This is a genomic window from Streptomyces sp. NPDC030995, assembly GCF_055571215.1.
Genome location: NZ_JBVIFS010000046.1, coordinates 32,218 through 44,709, shown reverse-complemented (window position 1 = coordinate 44,709; position 12,492 = coordinate 32,218). Strand labels below are relative to the sequence as shown.

The 12,492-nt window shown below is 70.8% G+C and carries 12 protein-coding genes and 1 pseudogene; 8 read left to right on the top strand and 5 right to left on the bottom strand.

The features are described 5' to 3' along the window. Nucleotides 1–304 precede the first annotated feature (304 nt). The 3 genes and pseudogenes from ACZ45T_RS36260 to ACZ45T_RS36250 form a co-directional block, all read left to right on the top strand. Nucleotides 305–637, top strand: a pseudogene (locus tag ACZ45T_RS36260) (acyl-CoA thioesterase); the annotation flags it as partial. Between the two features lie 652 nt (nucleotides 638–1,289). Beyond that, nucleotides 1,290–2,693 carry a sulfatase family protein gene (locus ACZ45T_RS36255; protein ID WP_468448406.1) on the top strand — a complete coding sequence of 468 codons (1,404 nt, stop codon included), beginning with the start codon at nucleotides 1,290–1,292 and terminating at the stop codon, nucleotides 2,691–2,693. 81 nt (nucleotides 2,694–2,774) lie between these two features. Further along, a complete protein-coding gene (locus ACZ45T_RS36250; RefSeq protein WP_468448405.1) occupies nucleotides 2,775–3,686 on the top strand; it encodes a formylglycine-generating enzyme family protein in 912 nt (303 codons plus the stop codon). Between the two features lie 30 nt (nucleotides 3,687–3,716). On the opposite strand, the gene ACZ45T_RS36245 is transcribed toward ACZ45T_RS36250, so the two are convergent. Then, the gene (locus ACZ45T_RS36245) at nucleotides 3,717–5,963 is read right to left on the bottom strand and encodes a sulfatase-like hydrolase/transferase (protein WP_468448404.1); all 2,247 of its coding nucleotides are present in this window, start codon (nucleotides 5,961–5,963) and stop codon (nucleotides 3,717–3,719) included. A gap of 171 nt (nucleotides 5,964–6,134) precedes the next feature. Between ACZ45T_RS36245 and ACZ45T_RS36240 the strand changes: the two genes are divergently transcribed. Further along, nucleotides 6,135–6,713 carry a TIGR03086 family metal-binding protein gene (locus ACZ45T_RS36240; RefSeq protein WP_468448403.1) on the top strand — a complete coding sequence of 193 codons (579 nt, stop codon included), beginning with the start codon at nucleotides 6,135–6,137 and terminating at the stop codon, nucleotides 6,711–6,713. Nucleotides 6,714–7,091: 378 nt separating this feature from the next. After that, entirely contained in the window at nucleotides 7,092–7,667 is a 576-nt protein-coding gene (locus tag ACZ45T_RS36235; RefSeq protein WP_468448402.1) for a rhodanese-like domain-containing protein, read from the top strand. 60 nt (nucleotides 7,668–7,727) lie between these two features. On the opposite strand, the gene ACZ45T_RS36230 is transcribed toward ACZ45T_RS36235, so the two are convergent. Next, nucleotides 7,728–8,300, bottom strand: a complete 573-nt coding sequence (locus ACZ45T_RS36230; protein ID WP_468448401.1) for a TetR/AcrR family transcriptional regulator — start codon at nucleotides 8,298–8,300, stop codon at nucleotides 7,728–7,730. Between the two features lie 131 nt (nucleotides 8,301–8,431). Here ACZ45T_RS36230 and ACZ45T_RS36225 point away from each other — a divergent pair, with 131 nt between their 5' ends. Continuing rightward, a complete protein-coding gene (locus ACZ45T_RS36225) occupies nucleotides 8,432–9,289 on the top strand; it encodes a class I SAM-dependent methyltransferase (RefSeq protein WP_468448400.1) in 858 nt (285 codons plus the stop codon). 41 nt (nucleotides 9,290–9,330) lie between these two features. Here the strand turns inward: ACZ45T_RS36225 and ACZ45T_RS36220 are convergent, their stop codons facing one another. After that, the gene (locus ACZ45T_RS36220; protein WP_468448399.1) at nucleotides 9,331–10,215 is read right to left on the bottom strand and encodes an MBL fold metallo-hydrolase; all 885 of its coding nucleotides are present in this window, start codon (nucleotides 10,213–10,215) and stop codon (nucleotides 9,331–9,333) included. A gap of 131 nt (nucleotides 10,216–10,346) precedes the next feature. On the opposite strand from ACZ45T_RS36220, the gene ACZ45T_RS36215 reads away from it, so the two are divergent. Continuing rightward, entirely contained in the window at nucleotides 10,347–10,775 is a 429-nt protein-coding gene (locus ACZ45T_RS36215) for a MarR family winged helix-turn-helix transcriptional regulator (protein WP_468448398.1), read from the top strand. Between the two features lie 65 nt (nucleotides 10,776–10,840). Here the strand turns inward: ACZ45T_RS36215 and ACZ45T_RS36210 are convergent, their stop codons facing one another. Then, complete coding sequence (locus ACZ45T_RS36210) at nucleotides 10,841–11,488, bottom strand: HAD family hydrolase (protein ID WP_468448397.1); 648 nt, start codon at nucleotides 11,486–11,488, stop codon at nucleotides 10,841–10,843. 209 nt (nucleotides 11,489–11,697) lie between these two features. On the opposite strand from ACZ45T_RS36210, the gene ACZ45T_RS36205 reads away from it, so the two are divergent. Then, nucleotides 11,698–11,838, top strand: coding sequence for a hypothetical protein (locus ACZ45T_RS36205; RefSeq protein ID WP_468448396.1), 141 nt, complete (start codon nucleotides 11,698–11,700; stop codon nucleotides 11,836–11,838). A 74-nt stretch (nucleotides 11,839–11,912) separates the two neighbouring features. Here ACZ45T_RS36205 and ACZ45T_RS36200 read toward each other — a convergent pair whose 3' ends face one another. Further along, complete coding sequence (locus ACZ45T_RS36200) at nucleotides 11,913–12,479, bottom strand: DUF1062 domain-containing protein (protein ID WP_468448395.1); 567 nt, start codon at nucleotides 12,477–12,479, stop codon at nucleotides 11,913–11,915. Nucleotides 12,480–12,492 lie beyond the last annotated feature (13 nt).

Genomic DNA, 12,492 nt, shown 5'->3' with positions numbered 1-12,492 from the left:
AGCCCGCTGGGCATCGGTCACCGACAACGGCGGAATCTTCGGACCCGGACGACTCATACCGAACTAACGACAAACCTCCGACTCAGGTCACTAGGTGCCCGCCGGGAAACCGGCAGGCGTGCCCGCGAGTCCGAAGACCTGCCCGTTGCCCGCATGGCCGAAGTGTCATGCGGGGTCCCGCGGAACCCTCTCCGGGACCTTTCCGCCGCGACTCGCGAAGGAGAGTTGACGTGGCCGACCCGACCGTCCTCATGGGTGCGTTTCCAAGAATCCGGGTGAGTCCCGGGTGACGCTTGCCCACATCATGAGTGAGCACGACACCAACCTCTACGGCACCATCCATGGCGGCGTGGTGATGAAGCTCATCGACGACGCGGCCGCTGCAGCGGCAGGGCGGCATGCCGACGGCCCCGCCGTCACCGTGGCCGTGGACCGGATGTCATTCCTGGCACCGGTGCGCGCCGGTGACCTGCTCAGTGTCGACGCCGAGCTGGAACGTGCCGGCCGGACGTCGATGACGGTCGCCGTGCGCGTCGGGGCCGAACGCTGGAACGCGTCAGGGCCCACGACCGAAGTGGCCACGGCGAGACTGACCTTCGTCGCGATAGATGCCGACGGCAGGCCGCGTCCCGTCCCGGCCCTCGATGTCCCCGGGCCGATCGCCTCGTAGGGGAGGGGCCGGTACGCCGGCCAGTCGACGGCGGCGCTCGGCAGGCGCGCCGCCGCGCCACCCCGGCGGGCCGCCGCAGCCGCAGGTGGATTACGAACTGCGGCGGTTCGTCAACGACTGCGTGGCACCGCCGACGAGGCCGGCGAAGCTGTCCCTGGCGGCGCCGGCACTCGACGACCCCGCGTGGCAGGTCCGTGCGCCGGCGCCGCGACCACCCTCCGTTCGGCCCTGCCCGCCGAGGCGGTCCCCGCGCTCGCCAAGACCCCGGCAGGCCCCCCGCGCCCCGGCCGGCCCACGGCCATGCAAGCGGAGTTCGATTTCACATGCCGTACATGGACCGGCCTCACCCCTCGCCCCTAGCCTGATCCGCATGGCAGCAGGAAGCCTTCTCACTGCTCGCCGCCACCTCGATCTGGGCAGGCTGGCGAGCGCGCTGTGTCCGATCGCCTGGTCGCGACGGTAATCACGCCTCTTCGCACGGGATCCCCACCTGGCATCTCGCATGGGTCCGCCCCCGAGGGCCGGCCGGTCGATGCCTGATTCTCGTCTCTCTTCCATCCCTTCACGGCAGTTGATCTGCCGTGCCCGTATGAGCTGCGGAACCAGGAGAAGACATCCCATGAGCGACAACAGCAGACCGCGGGTGAGCCGCCGCGGATTCCTCGCCGGTACGGCGGCCGCCGCAGCCGCCGTGACGGTTCCCGCGATCACCCAGCCGGCGGCCGCCGGTCCCGCCGCTGCCGCGACCCGTCCCAACATCCTGCTCATCGTCACCGACGACCAGCCCAAGCACACCGAATGGGCGCTGCAGAAGACCACGGCCTGGCTGGCCGACCAGGGCGTGAAGTTCACCAACGGGCACGTCACCACCCCGCTCTGCTCGCCCTCCCGGTCGTCGGTCCTCACCGGCCGCTACGCCCACCACCACGGCGTCCGCAACAACACGGCCTCGTACCGGCTCGACCAGAGCACCACCCTGCCCCGGTACCTGAAGCAGGCCGGCTACCGCACCGGCCTCTTCGGCAAGTGGCTCAACTCCTGGACCCTGTCGGACAATCCCCCGCACTTCGAGGAGTTCGCCCTGCTCCAGCCGGGCTACGTCGACGCGCAGTGGAACGTCAACGGAACGGTCCAGACGATCAACGGCTACACCACCAACATCATCAAGAACCGCACCCTGAACTTCCTCGACAAGGCGGCGGCCGACTCCCGGCCCTGGTTCGCGTACGTCACCCCGTACGCCTCCCACGGCCCGCGCACGCCCGAGGCGAAGTACGCCGCCACGGCCGTCCCGGACTGGAGCGGCAGGCCGTCCGTCCCGGAGAGCGACCGCAGCGACAAGCCGGCCTACATCCGGAACGCGACCGGGACCCTCGCCGACGGGAAGGTGATCCGCGAGGAGCAGCTGCGCACACTGCTCTCCGTCGACGACACGGTCCAGGCGTTCAAGGACAAGCTCCAAGCGCTCGGACAGCTCGACAACACCCTGGTCATCTACATCGCGGACAACGGCTTCGGCTGGGCCGACCACGGCTGGACCAAGAAGTCGGTGCCCTACCGCCCGGCCCACGAGGTGCCGTTCTACCTCTCCTGGCCGGCCGGCGGCCTGAGCTCGGGGACCACCGACAGCCGCATCACCGCCAACATCGACATCGCCCCCACGATCCTCGACGCGGCGGGCATCACGCCCGCCCACTCGGTGGACGGCAGGTCCCTGCTCTCCTCGTACAGCCGCGACCACCTGCTCGTCGAGTGGTGGGCGCAGGGCGCGAACGCGGGCGGCCCGCCCACATGGGCGTCGTACGTCGCCAAGAACAAGCAGTACACGGAGTACTACGACCTCACCACCGACGGCAACGGCACCGTGTCCGGCACAGGACAGCTGAAGTTCCGCGAGTACTACGACCTGGCCACCGACCCGTACCAGCTGACGAACAAGCTGTACCAGGCCACCCCGGCGGACGAGCAGAACCTGGGCATCCCCGCCCTGGCCGCACAACTCGCCGCGGACCGCGCCGCGTAGCACGACCCGGCCGGGTGCCCCTCGGCATCGCCCGCGGGGCACCCGGCCCCCACCGCCCCCACCCACACTGAAGGAGCCGCCATGCAATCCTGCTGCACCCCCGGACACGGTGACGCCACCGCCGTCGCCCTCTCCCTGGCGCCGCCGCCGGACGCCGCTGCCGCCGAGCGAGCCGCCCGGCGACTGATCGACCTTCCGGGCGGGCGCTTCCTCATGGGCACGGAGGACCCGGACGCCTTCCCGGCCGACGGCGAAGGTCCGGTACGCGAGGTCGCCGTCGACGCGTTCCGTATCGCCACGACGACGGTGACCAACGCCCAGTTCGCCACCTTCGTCAAAGCCACCGGCCACGTCACCGAGGCCGAACTCTTCGGTGTCTCCTTCGTCTTCGGCGGCTTCCTGCCCGAGGACGTCGCCGCCGAGTCCCCGGCCGTGGCGGCCGTCCCCTGGTGGCGGGCGGTCCCCGGCGCGAGCTGGCGCCACCCCGAGGGCGCCGGCTCGTCCGTCACCGCCCGCCAGAACCACCCCGTGGTCCACGTCTCCTGGATCGACGCCCAGGCGTACTGTGCCTGGTCCGGTACCCGTCTGCCCACCGAAGCCGAATGGGAGTACGCGGCCCGCGGCGGCCTCGAGCAGCGGCGCTACCCGTGGGGCGACGACCTCGCCCCGGGCGGCCGGCACATGTGCAACATCTGGCGGGGCGACTTCCCCACCCTGAACACCGCGGCGGACGGCTACGAGGGCACGGCGCCGGCGAAGTCCTTCCGCCCCAACGGCTTCGGGCTCTACAACGTCGTCGGCAACGTATGGGAATGGTGCGCCGACTGGTTCACACCCGGAACCAGCCGCGTGATGCGCGGCGGTTCCTACCTCTGCCACGACTCGTACTGCAACCGCTACCGCGTCGCGGCCCGCAGCTCCAACACGCCCGACAGCTCCACCGGCAACATCGGCTTCCGCGTGGCCGCGGACAGCCTCACGCCCGGCCCGTAGGCCGGCGGCGGGACATCACGCCCCACACGCTCACGGCCGCACGGTCACCCGGGCGAGGGCCCAGGAGGTGTGATCGAACGCCGTGTTGGCGTTGGCGTCCTCGACGACCAGGTGCAGCAGCTTCACCCCCCGTACGTCGAGATCCACCTGTACGGGACCGCCCGCGCCGGTCAGCTGGCCGCTGGTGAACAGCACCTTCCCGTCGCCCCGCACCGAGGCCTTCGTCGCGCCGGTGGCGGCCTGGTTCGTCGAGAAGTCGTCGATGCCGACGAGCGCGGTGAAGCGGTCCGCCTTTCCGCCGAGGTGGTAGACGATCTCGGAGGGTGCGTGGACGCCGAGGCCCTTCGCGTACGTCACTCCACCGAACGAGATCGGCGTGCCGTCCCCGGCCGCCTTTCGCCCGTTGGACCGGTCGCGTTCCACCGGACCCCAGCCGTTGGTGGCCGACACCCACGCGAGGTCGCTCAGATAGGCGTCGGCGACCGGAGCCGGCGGCACCGTGGAGACCCGTTCCGTGGCGGAGTAGCGCAGCGGCCCGGTCGGTGACTCGGCGGTGCCGTCGACGGTCAGCGGCCACTGCGTGCCGGTGGCGGCCGTCGCCGGCGGGGTGACCCGCCAGGTCGTGGTCAGCGTGGCACCGGCGGCCAGCAGGTCCTGACCGGTCGCGGTGGTCGCCTGGACCTGCCAGCCTGCCGGGGCGTGCAGCGCGAGGAGTGCGCGGGTCCAGGGCTTGCCCGACCCGTTGCCCAGGGTCGCGGTGACCGTGAAGGCCTCACCGGGGACGGCCGGCTCCTGGATCTGCGCGCGGACTCCGAAGGGCTTGCGGACGTACGTGTCCACCCAAGAGGAACGCATGAGGGCGACCAGGCCGGACACCACGGACGGGTTGACCTCGGCGACGTCGCGTCGCTCACCGAGGTCGGAGGCGAGGTCGTAGAGCTCGACCTGCCACTGTGCATCGGGCAGCGCGTGGTCCCTGACGGGCGCGAACCGCACGGCCTTCCAGTTGTCCTTGCGTACGGCCTCGGCGAGCCAGGTGGCGCGGCCGTCGTCCTCGGTGTTGGCGCGGCTGGTGACGCCGCGTTCGTCCCGGTACCAGTACAGGTGGTTGTGGCGTGCGGCGTCCGGGCCTCCGGCGAGCAGCGGGGCGGCGGACAGTCCGTCGATGTCCGTGGGTGCGGGTGCGCCGCCGAGTTCCGCCAGGGTGGGCAGCACATCGGTGAGCGAGGTGGGACGGTCGCTGGTGCTCGCGCCGATCCGGCCCGGGGACCAGGCGATCAGCGGGACGCGGATGCCGCCCTCGTACAGGTTGCGCTTGTAGCCGCGCAGTGGGCCGTTCGCGTCGAACAGGTCGGGGTTGACGCCGCCTTCTTCGTGCGGGCCGTTGTCGCTGGTGACGAGGACGACGGTGTTCTCGGCGATACCGAGCTCGCGCAGCCGGTCGGTGACCTTCCCGACGAGCGTGTCGAAGTAGGTGATCTGGGCGGCGTGGCCCTTGTTCTGCTGGGTCCAGGTACGGGAGGCGTACGCGCCGACGTCGGGGATGTCGCTCGGTGCATGGGGCACGGTCGGCGTGAGGAAGAGCAGGAAGGGCTCGGCGGCGTGGGCGCCGATGAAGTCCAGCGCGCGCTGCTCGATGAGCTGGGGTGCGTAAGCGCCCTTCGCGCCGTCCGCGTTGGCGGCGATCGTCTCCTTCGCGCCGTTGTGCCAGAGGTACTGCGGGTAGTACTCGTGCGCATGCCCGTGGTCGATGTATCCGTAGAACTCCTCGAAACCGCGGGAGTTGGGGTGGCTGGGCTGGTCGCCCTCCTCCGGCCCGAAGCCCCACTTCCCGATCACCGCGGTCCGGTAGCCGCGGGCGCGCAGCACTTCGGCGAAGGTGGTGTCGCCGGCCTTCAGCGCGCCGGGGACGGCGCCCGGATTGGCCCGGACGGCGGAGTGGCCGGTGTGCAGGCCGGTCAGCAGCGAGCAGCGGGACGGCGCGCAGACTGCGGCCGTCGAGTAGGCGTCGGTGAACCTCAGGCCCTCGGCGGCGAGCTGGTCGATCCGCGGCGTGGTGATCAGCTTCTGGCCGTACGCGCCGAGGTCGCCGTAGCCGAGGTCGTCGGCGAGGATCACGACGAGGTTCGGAGTCGCCGTGCCGGCGGCCGTTGCGGCCGTTGCGGCATGGGTTGCCTGGGTTGCCTGGGCCGCCGCCTGGGCCTCCGGTGCGGCGGGGAGCGAGCCGAGGCCGAGGGCGGCCGCGGACCCGGCGAGGAAGTGACGGCGGGTGGGCATCAGGGGGCTCCTTGGCTCTCGCGGACGGGATTCGATCATGCGGAGAGCACCGGCCCGAAGGCCATGCACACGGCATTAAGAGCGTGTGACAGCACGTGTCCCGGCGCGTGTGGCGGGGCGGGCCGGGCGAGGCTCCTCGTCGCAGGCGGGGAAGGGGCATACGGTCGGGGAATGGACGACAGCAGCATCAGTTCTCTGCTCGCCTCGGCCGTCGCGCGGGCCGTGCCGGTCGTACGGACGGTGCGGCAGGAGCAGCTCGGCGATCCGACGCCCTGCGCCGGATACGACGTACGGGAGTTGATCGACCACCTCTTGGACGTGGTCGTGAACTTCACCCTGCTCGCGCGGAAGAAGCCCAGCGCCTTCAAGGAGGATCCGGACTACCTGAGCACAGGCGACTGGCGTGAACTGTTCGCCGACGAGGCAGACCGACTGGTCGCGGCCTGGGCCGAGCCGGGCGCCGAGGAGGGCACGACCGGCGGGATGCACCAGCCCGCCCGCGTCGTCGGAACCATGGTGCTGCTCGACATGACCGTGCACGTATGGGATCTCGCGCGGGCAACGGGGCAGGACTTCACCCCGGATCCGGTGGGCGTGGAGGTGCTTTCCGGGGTGATCGGAGACCTGGCTCCGGCCGCCCGGGACGCGGGGATGTTCGATGAGCCGAAGCGGGTCGCGGCGGAGGCCTCCCGCTTCGAGGCGCTCCTGGCCGCGACCGGACGGGACCCCGACTGGCACCCGTCCGCCTGAACTCCGCTCCGGCTCAGGCTGGACCGTGCGGCAGCAACGCACCATGGCCTGCGTGCCCTGCCCGGCCCGAGACGCGGCCGGGACTGCGCATGGTCTCCCCGCGGGTGCAGCTCCATCACCCGCGCGTGCGGAACAGAGGTGGTGTGGCGGTCGGCGCCGTTGTCGAGGACCAAGATGATGCCGCCCGCTCCCGCGCGGCTGTGTCTATCATCCCGGCATGGCTCTCACGTCGCGTGGCATCCCGCGCCTCTGTTGTTGTCGCTGAAGCCTGCCCCCTCCTGCTGCCCCCGCCCGGGCCCCCAACGGTTCGCGGCGGGCCCGGCCGCGTGCGCCGCCCGCGTGTGCCCACTCCCCCCTCTGCCAAGGATCTGATCCGCCATGAGCGATCCCGTCGCCACACTGAGCGTCAGCGAGGCGCAGCCCCGCCTCCACGAGCTGACCGTCGTCGATGTCCGTACCCCCGCCGAGTTCGCGTCCGGCCATGTGCCGGACGCCGTCAACGTCCCGCTCGACCGCATCGGGCGGGCGCTGCCGGAGCTGCGGCAGGCCTCCGGGCGCAAACCGCTTCTCCTGGTGTGCGCCTCGGGCGCCCGCTCGGACAACGCCGCCGGGACCCTGGCCTCCCACGGCATCCCCGCCTCGAGTCTGACCGGCGGCACCACGGCCTGGGCTGCCGCGGGTCACGGCCTCCAGTACCCGGACGGCCGGCCGCGGGCCGTCTGGGCCATGGAACGCCAGGTCCGCTTCACCGCGGGCAGCATCGTGCTGCTGGGCCTGGTCCTGGGCCTGTTCGTCCATCCGGCGTTCCAGCTGCTGTCCGCGGGGATCGCGGCCGGTCTGGTCTTCTCCGCCCTCACCAACACCTGCGGCATGGCCGTCGTACTCGGCAAACTGCCGCTCAACCAGCGGGGGAAGGAGCACCTGGACAGCGCGCTGAAGACGCTGCGGGGCTGACCCCGACGCCGGTGATCCGCCTTCGGTGGTCCCGGCCGGCCAAGGCCGGGACGGCGCCGTCTACGGTCCGAGCAGAACGGTGAGCAGGCGTTCGGTCGTGCTCCGCACATCCGCGCTCTCGCCTGGCGCGCGCGTCATCAGCAGGTGGTGGATGGTGCCGACGAGAGCGAGTGCGATCGTGGCCACGTCGGCATCCGGCGCTGTCCGTCCGATGCTCCGCTCCTCCTGGAGGTACGCGGTGAACGAGTGCTGGATCGCATCGAACGCCGGCGCGCCGGACCGAAAGCCCTCCCGGGTGTGGAGCGCGGCCGCCGGGCGGGTCATGGCCAGGCCAACCACCGCAGGGGGCAGGGATTCCAGCAGCGCGAGCGCGATCTCCTGGAGGTTGCCCACGACGCTGCCCTGCCCCACCCGGCCGGCCAGCCCCTCGGCGTGGCGGGCGCTACGGGCGAAACGGTCCAGGACCAGTTCGGCGACGAACTCGTCCAGGCCGGCGAAGTGCGTGTGCAGGACCCCCTTCCCGCAGTCGGCTTCCGTCGTGACCGCGCGGCTGGTCAAGCCCGCGGCCCCGTCCCGCGCGACCACGCGTTCCGCGGCCGCGAACAGCCGCTCCCGCAGATCCGGAATCGCCACTCCACGAGGTGACACAACAGCCCCTTCCACAAAGCCCATTGCAAGTATGGGCATCCGCCCATACTGTTTGGGCACTTGCCCATACTAGGGGTCGGGGATGCTCGGCGTCCCCGCCGGGACGGATGTGCCGCATGGATCAGGTCGCCAACACCGCGCAGGCGCAAGCATGGAACGGTTACGAGGGCGCGCAATGGGCCCGCAGCCAGGAACGCTGGGACGCCATCAACGACGGCTTCAACGAGCCGCTGCTCGACGCCGCCGACATCGGCCGCGGCGACCACGTGCTCGACATCGGCTGCGGCGCCGGCCGCACCACCCGCCTGGCCGCCCAGCGGGCGAGCGAAGGCCGGGCCGTGGGGCTGGACCTTTCAGGTCCCATGCTCGAGCGGGCCCGGGTGAGCGCCGAACACGAGGGGGTCCACCATGCGTCCTTCACCCAAGGCGATGCCCAGGTGCACCCGTTCGAGCCAGGGTCCTTCGATGCGGCCATCAGCCGCTACGGCATGACCTTCTTCGCCGACCCGGTCGCCGCCTTCACCAACATCCGCGGCGCGCTGCGCCCGGGCGGAAGGCTGGCGTTCATCTGCGCGGCGGAAGCCGCGGCCAACGAGTGGCTCCACGCACTGACTTCGCTGAGCGGCATCCTGCCGCTCGGAGGCTTCGGCGCGCCCGGCGCTCCGGGGATGTTCTCGCTCACCGACCCCGACCACACGCTCGCCCTGCTGACCTCGGCCGGTTTCGGGAATGCCCGCGCGCAGCGGGTGGAAGCCGCCGGGAACTGGGGGAAGGACGCCGAGGACGCAGCGGCATTCCTGCTCGGCTCCGGCCCCGGCCACCACCTGCTCAGCCAGGTGACGCCCGAGGCGCAGGAGCATGCCCGCCGGGCACTGATCGAGGCCCTGCGCCCCTACGAGGACGCCGGGGCGGTGTGGCTGCGCAGCAGTTCCTGGCTGATCACCGCCGTACGGGAGCGGACTGCGCACAGCTGACACCGCCGTCCGATCCGCCGATGGCACCCGGCTCCGGCGGATCAGGCGTCCAGGGGCCGCCAGGCGGGGCCGTCGCCATCCTGCTGTACGTGCCCGAACACCACGTCGGCGAAGTGGACGCCGAAGCCGATCGTGCCGGGCTCCGCCAGCTCGGCGACGAGGCGGCGGCGGTGGTCGGCGGTCAGGGCGGGGTCGTGGTCGAAGCCCGCGGACCAGTCGGGGTGGTCGATCTGGATCGGCGAGTGCACGGCGTCACCGAAGGCGATCAGACGCCGTCCGCCGCCGGTGATGACGTACTCGGCGTGCCCGACGGTGTGGCCGGGGGTGATCCGTACGCGCACGCCGGGGAAGATCTCCTGCCCGTCCGTGACCGTACGTACGCGGGGCGCGAGGGCCGCGACCTGCTCGGCCATGCCCTGGGCCTCCAGGAGGTCGCGCCGGTCCCACTCCGGCTCGGAGATCAGGTAGTCGGCGTGTGCGAACAGGAGCCGGTCACTGCCGGGGGCGGGGTGGCAGGCCCAGCCGAGGTGGTCGGCGTGGAGGTGGGTGAAGGCCACCGCTTCGATGTCCTCGGGGCCGCGGCCGAGTTCGGCCAGGCTGTGCGGGAGCGCACCTCCGTGGATCGCGCTGATGAGGCCGTCCGGACCCTCGTGCGACTGGGGGCCGAAGCCCGTGTCGATCAGCAGCGCGCGGTCGCCGTGCTCCACCAGCAGACCGCCGACGCTCCCCACGAGGTGACCCGTGGCGTCCAGGTACTCCGGGTGTGCGGCCCACACCTCGTCGGTGGTGTCCTGGAGCAGTTCCAGCGGCCGGAGCCGGACGTCGCCGTCCGGCACGTACGACACCTTCGTGTCGCCCAGCCGGATCGAGCGGATTCCCGCCGGCCGGCGCAGTCGCTCGTCCTGGTTCACCATCAAGTCAGCCATGGGTTCTCTCCTGTGAGTGGTCGTCAGGTCGTCGCAGGGCTTCCTGCGGCGACGACGCCAACCATAAGCATCAAGCTCGAATCATTCAAGCTGTAAATGTTTTGTCTTGACGGACTTGCTAGGGTGATGGCATGACGACGCCCCCCGAGCAGCAGGCCATCGCCGAGCGACAGCTGTGCGGTCTGGTGAACGGACTGGCCCAGCGGATCGCCGAGCACGTACGGGAGCGCGCCGCCACGCTGGGCCTCACCGCGTCCCAGGCGACCGCGCTGCGGGAGATGAGCGGGCCGATGACCATGCGGGAGCTCTCCGAACGCATGAGCTGCGAGCCCTCCAACACCACCTTCGTCGTCGACAAGCTGGAGAAGCAGAGCCTGGTCGAGCGCCACCCGCACCCCACCGACCGCCGCGCCAAGCACCTCGTCCTCACGGCCGAGGGCACCGCACTGCGGACGCGTCTCCTCGAACTCCTCGCTGTGGACTCCCCGCTGTCCGGCCTCACCCCGCAGGAGCAGCGCGTCCTTCACGGCCTCCTGGAGCAGGCCATCACCTCTCCGTGAAGGCCGGCGCGGCGTGGACCTGCTGGGCAGCCGCTCCCCCGCCCCTTGCCAGACCATCCCAACCCCTACTGCATGAGCAGTGCCGGCAATTCCCTCATCTCATGGAAGACAACCGTGTGGGGCCCTGCGAGCCACTCGGCGGGGGTCAGACCGCCGGCGTAGCCGAAGGCTCGCATCCCTGCGGCGCGGGCCGCCTCCACGCCGGACCGGCTGTCCTCGACCACGGCGCAGGCTGCCGGATCCACGCCCATTCGCTCCGCGGCGTGCAGGAAGAGGTCAGGGGCCGGTTTGCCCCGGGCGACGTCGGTGGCACTGTGCAGGCGGCCCTCGAAACGTTCGTACAAGCCGGTGCGACCCAGGACATGGCGCAGCTTCTCGTGGCGGCTGTTGGACGCTACGCAGACCGGCAGCGAGATCGCGTCGAGTGCTTCGACGACTCCGTCGATCGGCGTGATCTCGACGTCGACCGCCTCTTTGTGTCTGCGCAGGAGTTGCTCCCACCAGATCCCAGCCGTCTCGTCGCCGAGCCGCACGGCGATCTGCTCCATGATCGACTCCTTGGAGCGGCCGACGAAGCGCTCGATCGCCTCGCTCTGGGTGAGCGGCCAACCCAGCTCCGCGCCGAGGGCGATCTGGAGGCGTACGAAAATGCGCTCGCTGTCGACGAGTACGCCGTCACAGTCGAATATCACGAGCTCAATGGGATTGATCATCCCCATAGGGTAGGCAGGGCCTGCCGGCTACTTGCGTGAGCGGACGGAGCACGGAGCGGGTGGGTGAGGGCGTCGCCGAGAGCGAGGTCCACAGGGCCGGTGTGCAGCAGGGCCCAGCCGGCCAGCGTGGCCGGCGCGTGGAAGGCAACCGCCAATCCGTAGCCACAGCAGATGCGGGTCGGGAGAGGTGAGCCCATGGACAACGCGATATGGCCGCTGAGCAGGTCTGCGCGGGCTCGATCTTTGGTGCGGACGCAACATCCATGGACGACGCTGAGCGCGACTTCATCAACGCCACAGACGAGTTCAACTCACTGGCGAAACAAAGAATCACGCTCAGCACGGGGTAGCCGGAGAGTTTCGTGGGTTCTTGGGGCCTGTCCGGCGGATGGGATGCCACCGGACAGGCCCCGGGCCGGGAGGATCAGCGCTTGAGCGTGAAGGTGAAGTCGCCCGAGAGCTTGCCGCTCAGGCGGACCGTCGACACGAGGTTCCCCTCGGCGAGCAGTCGCTCGACTTCGGCTCGCGAAAAGCCGAAACCTTCGGCGATCAGTCGCACCGGCCGCACAGGAACCCGCGCCGCAAAGCGGACCGAGACCTCGATCGCCTCACCCTCCGGCCGATGCGGCTGATGCGGCTGATCCGGCGCGCCGCTGTCGAGGCGCCAGGCGTTGTCCCAGTCGAGGGCGATGCGATTGCGGCGCCGTACGACCGGGTCCTGGAGCAGTTCGGCTGCCAGGCCGGGGTCGTTGTCGTGCAGCAGGTTCAGGAGCTCGGGTGGTACGGAACGCACGTTCATCCGCTCCAGGACAGTGAGCTTGGTGGTGTCCCCGCACACGGTGCACAGTGCGAGGAGCCAGGCGTCGAGGAGCTTGTGGTTCGCGTTGACGCGGAATTTGCCGTTCGCCCGGAAGCGCCCGGAGGCGCACCTGTGGCAGCGGCGGAGAAGTATCGGCAGGCAGGTGGGCACGACCACCCAGTTTTCGGACACAGAAATACACCGG

Coding starts and splice junctions, on each gene's coding strand:
- ACZ45T_RS36210 (WP_468448397.1), bottom strand. CDS start 11,488: ATGATCAATCCCATTGAGCTCGTGATATTCGACTGTGACGGCGTACTC.
- ACZ45T_RS36255 (WP_468448406.1), top strand. CDS start 1,290: ATGAGCGACAACAGCAGACCGCGGGTGAGCCGCCGCGGATTCCTCGCC.
- ACZ45T_RS36250 (WP_468448405.1), top strand. CDS start 2,775: ATGCAATCCTGCTGCACCCCCGGACACGGTGACGCCACCGCCGTCGCC.
- ACZ45T_RS36245 (WP_468448404.1), bottom strand. CDS start 5,963: ATGCCCACCCGCCGTCACTTCCTCGCCGGGTCCGCGGCCGCCCTCGGC.
- ACZ45T_RS36215 (WP_468448398.1), top strand. CDS start 10,347: ATGACGACGCCCCCCGAGCAGCAGGCCATCGCCGAGCGACAGCTGTGC.
- ACZ45T_RS36205 (WP_468448396.1), top strand. CDS start 11,698: ATGGCCGCTGAGCAGGTCTGCGCGGGCTCGATCTTTGGTGCGGACGCA.
- ACZ45T_RS36225 (WP_468448400.1), top strand. CDS start 8,432: ATGGATCAGGTCGCCAACACCGCGCAGGCGCAAGCATGGAACGGTTAC.
- ACZ45T_RS36235 (WP_468448402.1), top strand. CDS start 7,092: ATGAGCGATCCCGTCGCCACACTGAGCGTCAGCGAGGCGCAGCCCCGC.
- ACZ45T_RS36240 (WP_468448403.1), top strand. CDS start 6,135: ATGGACGACAGCAGCATCAGTTCTCTGCTCGCCTCGGCCGTCGCGCGG.
- ACZ45T_RS36220 (WP_468448399.1), bottom strand. CDS start 10,215: ATGGCTGACTTGATGGTGAACCAGGACGAGCGACTGCGCCGGCCGGCG.